The organism is Oceanobacillus luteolus (genome assembly GCF_023715655.1).
Taxonomy (GTDB): domain Bacteria; phylum Bacillota; class Bacilli; order Bacillales; family Amphibacillaceae; genus Oceanobacillus; species Oceanobacillus luteolus.
On sequence record NZ_JAMBON010000016.1, the window covers coordinates 61,393 to 67,700 of the forward strand.

Here is a 6,308-nt window from a genome sequence, read left to right on the forward strand (position 1 = left end):
TTTTTACCTCCGAAAAGATGACTTTTGTGAATCCGTTTTTATGGTCATTACCAAGCCGGCGCCAGTGGTAATGGCTCCTAATAACCCGATGATACCTACTGCAATAAGCTCAGGAATGAAAAAGCCGATGGGCACCATCGCTAAAAAGGTGATGACAATTAATGTTAAGTATATTCCATTAATCATTCTAACAGCACGATTACTGAACAATGATAAAATCAAAGGAGGTAAAAAAACGATAACGAGCAGTCCGATTGATAACCATAATCCATTCGGGTCATCATATGAAACAGCGTTAGGGCCAGTTGGATGTTTTGCAGCCAATAAAACAGCTCCAATAGCAATTAATAAAGATATAAAGACGAGGCCAAACCTTTTCATTTTCTCCACTCCTTGTACATAAGGTTAATTATGCTTTCTTTCGCTTAAATATTAATTCAAAGAAGGATGGTGTTCCGTAAGCGTTAGTCCCAGGAGCAAAAACCTGCACTAATTCCCATCCATCTTTCTCATGCTCATAAACTATGGCATGATAATCTTCCTTTGGAGCCAGTTTGAAAGATGATAATTCTATTTTCACGAATTTATGCTCATACAACGTAACTCCCCCTATCCAAATGATTACTTTGTTAGTTGCCAGTAAAGCATCTGATGATCAGCTCTTACTTTTTCCATTCTCAGTTTTTCCAACACTCTAATGGAAGAAGCATTCTCTTCAAGACATTCAGCAGTTATGATATGGACCAAGTTAGAGTCGAATGCCCAATTTATAATTGCTTTCAGTGCTTCGGTCGCATAACCTTTATTTTGTTGTGCCGGGGTAATTCCGTAGCCGATTTCCACTGTCTTGTTTTTGTCGGGTTTTTCTTTAAATCCTAGATCCCCGATAATCTTATTCGTTTGTTTATCGATAACAAGCCAAACGCCCCAACCTAAAACAGACTCATCATGCTTCAATTCTTCCAGATAATTTTCGATATGTGGACCCAGTTTATATTGCTTCGCAGAATATTTCACTAGTGCTTCTTCGGTACAAGGGGCGAGAAGTAATCTTTCAGTTTCCAGTTTCATCAAGGTTCGATTTCTCCTTTGCGGTTCTTACAGCTTAATCCATCTCTTTCTTTTTTTCATCCTCACTCGAAGGCATTTTCATACCGGTAAAAGGATTGATCTCATATGTCATGTCCCGACCGTGCTCTTTTTCTGTCTTACTGATATTTTTGCTTAAAGCGATAAAATACCAAATAAAAGGGATTGCGGCTACCAATATAACTAATCTAGGAATCCAATCCGCCATGCAATCACTCCTCTTGAGTTATTTTGTCATCCCGAATGGCATTAATTTTCCGACTACTCATAATACGTGGAAGCTTGTAAAAAGGTTTCGTATAAAATAAACAAGACAGAAAAACTTTAAGTGCGATAATGTTACTATAATGTTATAAACGCAGCTTATTATGGTTAGGAGAATGGTGTATTGCTGAAAACATTATCTTTAGTCGCAGAAAAATTATATGATCACGCTATCCTATGGGGAGTCGGTGGCTCCCTTTTACTCAGCTTTTATAAAGTTATAGATAAACCGAACGATATAGATATTCTGGTGGCAGAAAAGAATGCCGATAGGTTAAATGAAATCATTTCATCCATAAGCGAACCGAAAGAAGCGTTACGAACTGACCCTTTTCGAACTGTCCATTTCTCTACTTATAGAATGAATGATATTGATATAGATGTTATGGGAGGTTTTGCAATACAGCATAAGGAAGGTGTCTACAAATTATCCCTAAAACAGGAATCCATTGTCACCCATAAAAAAATAAATGGAGTAAATATTCCTTTATGTTCACTTGAAGATTGGTATATCTTATATTGGCTCATTCCAAACAAGCAGGATAAAGTATTGCTTATTGAACAATATTTAAAAGACAATGGTGTGTCCTATCCGCATTTGCTGATGGAAGCACTGAACAAGCCACTGCCCCTTGAAGTGAAAGAGAGGATAGAAAGGTTATTAAGCTATTCCATGTAAAACTAAAATCCCCCTAACCAGATCGGTAGGGGGATATTGTGTTAAAACACTTTATTTTTATAAATATATAGACTGATTAACCAGGAAATCATAAAGAAACTGACTGAAATGATGGCACCGCTAAGATAAATGGTTGCTGTTGATAGGCTGCTGAGGAAATCTGTAAACTCTGTGACGTTATGTACTATATATTGAATAATGGAGGGCATAATTGCAGCCATAATCGCTAATGAAATTAGAATTACTGCTCCAAGATAAGCGGGATTTAACAAATAAAATAGTGGAAAAACCATCGCAATGAGGATCAAAGACAATCCGACAGCGATTGCTATATCAGCAATGGAATAATTATAGTTAAATAAAACTAAAGTAATTCCTGCCGCCGTTATGGATAACAACATGTAGACAAGTGCTCCAATATATTTTGCGGCTACAATTTCTTTCCGGGTATATGGTAAAGAATTGAGTAAAATATTGGAGTTCACCAACGCATCAAAATGTATTCCATTGATCGGAATATACGCACCTGCCATCATAAAAACAAGAGCCGGACTAAACAAATCAGCAAAAATAGAAATGAAAATGATGAACGGTATAAAAAAGATAATCTGCACTTTTTGAATAATAAAATCCTTTTTCATCAAGTTAAACAAGGTGTGACACACCCCCCTGTTCGAGAAATGAAAGGGACAATCTACCTGTCCCTCAGTCGATTTAAAATACTTTGCGCTGGTAAATCATTTGACTGACAATCCAGGAGACAAGAAAGAGACCTATGGAGATTGCAGCTCCGCTAAGGTAAAGGGCGGTTGTCGATAAGCTTGTAATGAATTCCGTAATGGATGTCAGATGTTTCTCGATGAATTCAAGAACCGGTGATAGCAATATTGCAAATACGACCAACCCGCTGAGAGCGGCTACACCAATATAGCCTGGTTTTAATACATAAAATAAAGGAAACGCTACAGCAGTGAAGATAAAGAATAATCCTGCAGCAATGGCTACATCACGGAATGTAAAGCTAAAATCAAAGATATATAGAATAATACTTGCCACAACAATGGATAAAATCATGTATACCACAGAACCAATATATTTTGCTGCTACAATTTCTTTTCTCAAATACGGTAAAGAGTTAAGAAGAATGTTGGATTCTACTTGTTCATCATAAATATAGCCATTCAACGGTATATACAGACTGGAGATCAGAAAAATAAAAAATGGACTCATATGGTCACCGAAAATGGCGAAGAACATGATAAATGGAATAAAGAGTAGTATTTGTGATTTTTGGATTACTAGATCTTTCTTTATCAAGTTAAACATACTGATGACGGGCTCCTTTCGCATAATACATAATGTCTTCTAAAGTAGCATTTTCTAAAACCACTTGGTCACCGAAAGATTTTCTTACTTCTTCGGCATTGTTTGTCAACGCTTGGAACTCATTGGAACTGCGTTTCACACTAATAAAACTTTTTTCCGTTGACGGATTGAGCAAATTCGCCTTTCCCTTCACTAATGCAAAACGTTCTTGTATGTCTTGGATGGATTCATTGAATAGAATTTTCCCCCTCTGAATGAAAGTGATTTGGTCTGCAATCTGTTCTAAATCACTTGTAATGTGGGTGGAAAAGAAGAGTGTCCGTCTCTTGTCAGCCATCAAATCTTTCAAAATATCCAAAAGTTCTCTCCGAAATACAGGGTCTAAGCCAGCTGTCGGTTCATCCATCATAATGAATTCGGCGTCATGGGATAAGGCAAGTGCCAATGATGTTTTCATCTGCATTCCTTTAGAAAATGTCTTAATCGCCTTGTTTAATGGTAGTTCAAACAACTTGATATAATCATAAAATTGCTTGTCACTCCAATTTTTATAAGCAGGGGCAATAATTCTGCGTATATCCTTTAGATTCAAACTTTCATAAAAGATATTACTATCATAAACAAAGCCGATCCGTTCCTTAATTTCCTTTTCATTATTGTTATCATGACTCTTGCCGAATACTTTTATTTCTCCCTCATCAGCTTGCAAAAGGTTCATCATCAGCTTCATCGTAGTCGATTTTCCCGCACCGTTTGCTCCGACAAAACCTGTTACCAACCCTTGTTTGATTTGCAAATTGATGTTCTCCAAGGAGAAATCTTTGAAATGTTTACTTACATTCTTAAATTCTACTATATTTTCGATTGTTCTCACTCCTTATTGTTCATTTTTCTTAAGTGTATATATAATTTATTAACAGTATATACTATATGAACGATATGAACAATAGTGAATTTGTTTTTTATGACAAATAAAAAAGACCTTAATTTCTCATTAAGATCTTGTTCTGTGCTATTTATTTAATTGCTGTCTGTGAGCCGCTTTCATGTGAAACATAATATCGTCCAGTGAAGCCTTTTCCAGTACAACATATTCACCAAAGACTTGTTGTACTTGCGCTGGGTCTGTTGTTAAAGCTTGGAATAGGTTTTGCGTGCGTTCGATATGAACAAAATAGGCTTCGGTATCCCGATCTAGTAATTCATTACTGCCTTTCACCAAGACGTATTTTTCTTGTAATTCATCCATCCGCTCATGAAAGAGGATTTCACCCTGGTCAATTAATACGATATAATCGGCAAATCGTTCTAAATCACTGGTTGTATGGGTGGAAAAAAATATACTTCTATTTTCATTGAGCATCTCTTCTTGAAAAATATCCAATAATTCTCTACGAAAAGTCGGATCTAACCCTGCTGTCGGTTCATCCATAATAATCAACTCCGCATGATGGGATAGAGCAAGGGCAATGGAAGCTTTCATTTGCATCCCTTTAGAGAAATGTTTAATTGGTTTATTTAAGGGCAGCTCAAATCGGTCCACATAAGCTTGGAATTGGTCACTATCCCATTGTGTATAGGCAGGTGCTATGATTCTACTAATATCTTTTAACTTCAGTGATTCGTAAAATATGTTGCTGTCGAATACAAAACCGATTCTGTCTTTTATCGATTTTTCATGTGTCGCGTAATCCAGTCCAAACAGACGGACTTCCCCTTCATCGGGCTTCAGGAGATTCATGATCAGCTTGATCAAGGTGGTCTTTCCAGTTCCGTTTGCTCCGATAAGTCCGGTAGTGTAACCTTGTTTGATCTGTAAATCTATACTGTCAAAGGAGAATTCCTTAAACTCTTTAGATATACTACGAAGTTCTATCACGTTATTCAAATGATCACTCCTCATACAGCAGCTTTAATAAATCCTGTAATTCTTCATATGATAATCCAATTTCTTTACTGTTGGAGATAACTGCACTTAATTGTTCTTCAATTACTCTCAATTTTTTCTCTCGAATCATATCTAAGTTTTGTTCAGCTACAAATGTACCTTTACCTACAATCAAGTAGATGAATCCAGATTTCTCCAATTCTTCATAAGCCCGCTTCGTCGTGATCACACTGATCCGTAAATCTTTCGCCAATTGTCTAATGGAAGGTAAAGCAGTGCCTTCTTTCAATTCGCCCGACAATATTTTCGCTTGAATTTGCTTGGAGATCTGTTCATAGATGGGGTCCTTTGAACTGTTGGAAATAATGATTTGCATGCAGGCCCTCCTTTACACCATGTATAAAATACATAATCACTATATACACTAGTTAATCATGATTATATGCATAATTCAAGAAAACTTAAAGCTCTAATTTGACACCCCTGCTCTCCAATTTGGATGCAATCTTTTGGGATAGGACTGAAACATTTTTGTTTAAATTAACGTATTTCTAATAAAGCTGCTTTAAGAAGAGAAAAAAATCAATGGTAAATGCAATGATAGTTAAAAATTATAAACTGAAGGAGACCGGTAAAATGAAAGATAACAAAGGTTGTATGAAATGTGGAAGTACAAATGCAGGTACGAAGGATGTAGCGATGACGGGGACTGGTTTGTCTAAAATGTTTGATGTCCAGCATAATCAATTCACCGTCGTTTTCTGTAAAAACTGTGGATATTCGGAGTTTTATAACAAAAATAGTTCAACTGGAAGTAATGTTTTAGATCTTTTCTTTGGTTAAGGGAGAGGAAAAATTTAGGAATTTAAGTTATAAAAACATCAAATTCTGCAAGAGGAAAACAGCCTGCCAAAAACTTGGGCAGGCTGTTTATTTGTGTGCGCCCGGCATGGGTGTAATCTCTAGGGTGAGAGTCCCGAGCCATGAAGGCAGAAGTAGTGGTTAGCTTAACGCAAGGGTGTCCGTGGCGACGCGGAATCTGAAGGAAGCGGGCGGCAAACT

At 36.7% G+C, this 6,308-nt stretch carries 12 protein-coding genes; 2 read left to right on the plus strand and 10 right to left on the minus strand.

Annotated elements, in window-relative coordinates; genetic code table 11:
- Positions 1 to 3: 3 nt before the first annotated feature.
- From M3210_RS11145 to M3210_RS11160, 4 genes are read right to left on the minus strand one after another with little or no spacing between them, the layout of a single operon-like run.
- Entirely contained in the window at positions 4 to 381 is a 378-nt protein-coding gene (locus M3210_RS11145) for a hypothetical protein (RefSeq protein ID WP_251514390.1), read from the minus strand.
- Positions 382 to 409: 28 nt separating this feature from the next.
- Positions 410 to 598 carry a DUF4177 domain-containing protein gene (locus M3210_RS11150; protein ID WP_251514391.1) on the minus strand — a complete coding sequence of 63 codons (189 nt, stop codon included), beginning with the start codon at positions 596 to 598 and terminating at the stop codon, positions 410 to 412.
- A gap of 23 nt (positions 599 to 621) precedes the next feature.
- Complete coding sequence (locus M3210_RS11155; RefSeq protein ID WP_251514403.1) at positions 622 to 1,071, minus strand: GNAT family N-acetyltransferase; 450 nt, start codon at positions 1,069 to 1,071, stop codon at positions 622 to 624.
- A 34-nt stretch (positions 1,072 to 1,105) separates the two neighbouring features.
- On the minus strand, positions 1,106 to 1,297 hold the full coding sequence (locus tag M3210_RS11160; protein WP_251514392.1) for a hypothetical protein: 192 nt from the start codon (positions 1,295 to 1,297) through the stop codon (positions 1,106 to 1,108).
- Positions 1,298 to 1,477: 180 nt separating this feature from the next.
- Between M3210_RS11160 and M3210_RS11165 the strand changes: the two genes are divergently transcribed.
- Positions 1,478 to 2,032 (plus strand): nucleotidyltransferase family protein, encoded by a 555-nt coding sequence (locus M3210_RS11165; protein WP_251514393.1) that lies wholly within the window; start codon positions 1,478 to 1,480, stop codon positions 2,030 to 2,032.
- Positions 2,033 to 2,073: 41 nt separating this feature from the next.
- Here M3210_RS11165 and M3210_RS11170 read toward each other — a convergent pair whose 3' ends face one another.
- The 5 genes from M3210_RS11170 to M3210_RS11190 form a co-directional block, all read right to left on the minus strand.
- Entirely contained in the window at positions 2,074 to 2,685 is a 612-nt protein-coding gene (locus tag M3210_RS11170; RefSeq protein WP_251514394.1) for an ABC-2 transporter permease, read from the minus strand.
- 61 nt (positions 2,686 to 2,746) lie between these two features.
- On the minus strand, positions 2,747 to 3,358 hold the full coding sequence (locus M3210_RS11175; protein WP_251514395.1) for an ABC-2 transporter permease: 612 nt from the start codon (positions 3,356 to 3,358) through the stop codon (positions 2,747 to 2,749).
- Positions 3,351 to 4,223, minus strand: a complete 873-nt coding sequence (locus M3210_RS11180; protein ID WP_251514404.1) for an ABC transporter ATP-binding protein — start codon at positions 4,221 to 4,223, stop codon at positions 3,351 to 3,353. The genes M3210_RS11175 and M3210_RS11180 overlap by 8 nt, the downstream gene beginning before the upstream one ends.
- 147 nt (positions 4,224 to 4,370) lie before the next feature.
- Positions 4,371 to 5,246, minus strand: a complete 876-nt coding sequence (locus M3210_RS11185; protein ID WP_251514396.1) for an ABC transporter ATP-binding protein — start codon at positions 5,244 to 5,246, stop codon at positions 4,371 to 4,373.
- A gap of 4 nt (positions 5,247 to 5,250) precedes the next feature.
- Entirely contained in the window at positions 5,251 to 5,622 is a 372-nt protein-coding gene (locus M3210_RS11190) for a GntR family transcriptional regulator (protein ID WP_251514397.1), read from the minus strand.
- Between the two features lie 260 nt (positions 5,623 to 5,882).
- Here M3210_RS11190 and M3210_RS11195 point away from each other — a divergent pair, with 260 nt between their 5' ends.
- Positions 5,883 to 6,089, plus strand: coding sequence for a zinc ribbon domain-containing protein (locus M3210_RS11195; RefSeq protein WP_251514398.1), 207 nt, complete (start codon positions 5,883 to 5,885; stop codon positions 6,087 to 6,089).
- A 22-nt stretch (positions 6,090 to 6,111) separates the two neighbouring features.
- Here the strand turns inward: M3210_RS11195 and M3210_RS11200 are convergent.
- On the minus strand, positions 6,112 to 6,308 hold a 197-nt coding region (locus M3210_RS11200), incomplete at its 5' end, for a hypothetical protein (protein WP_251514400.1).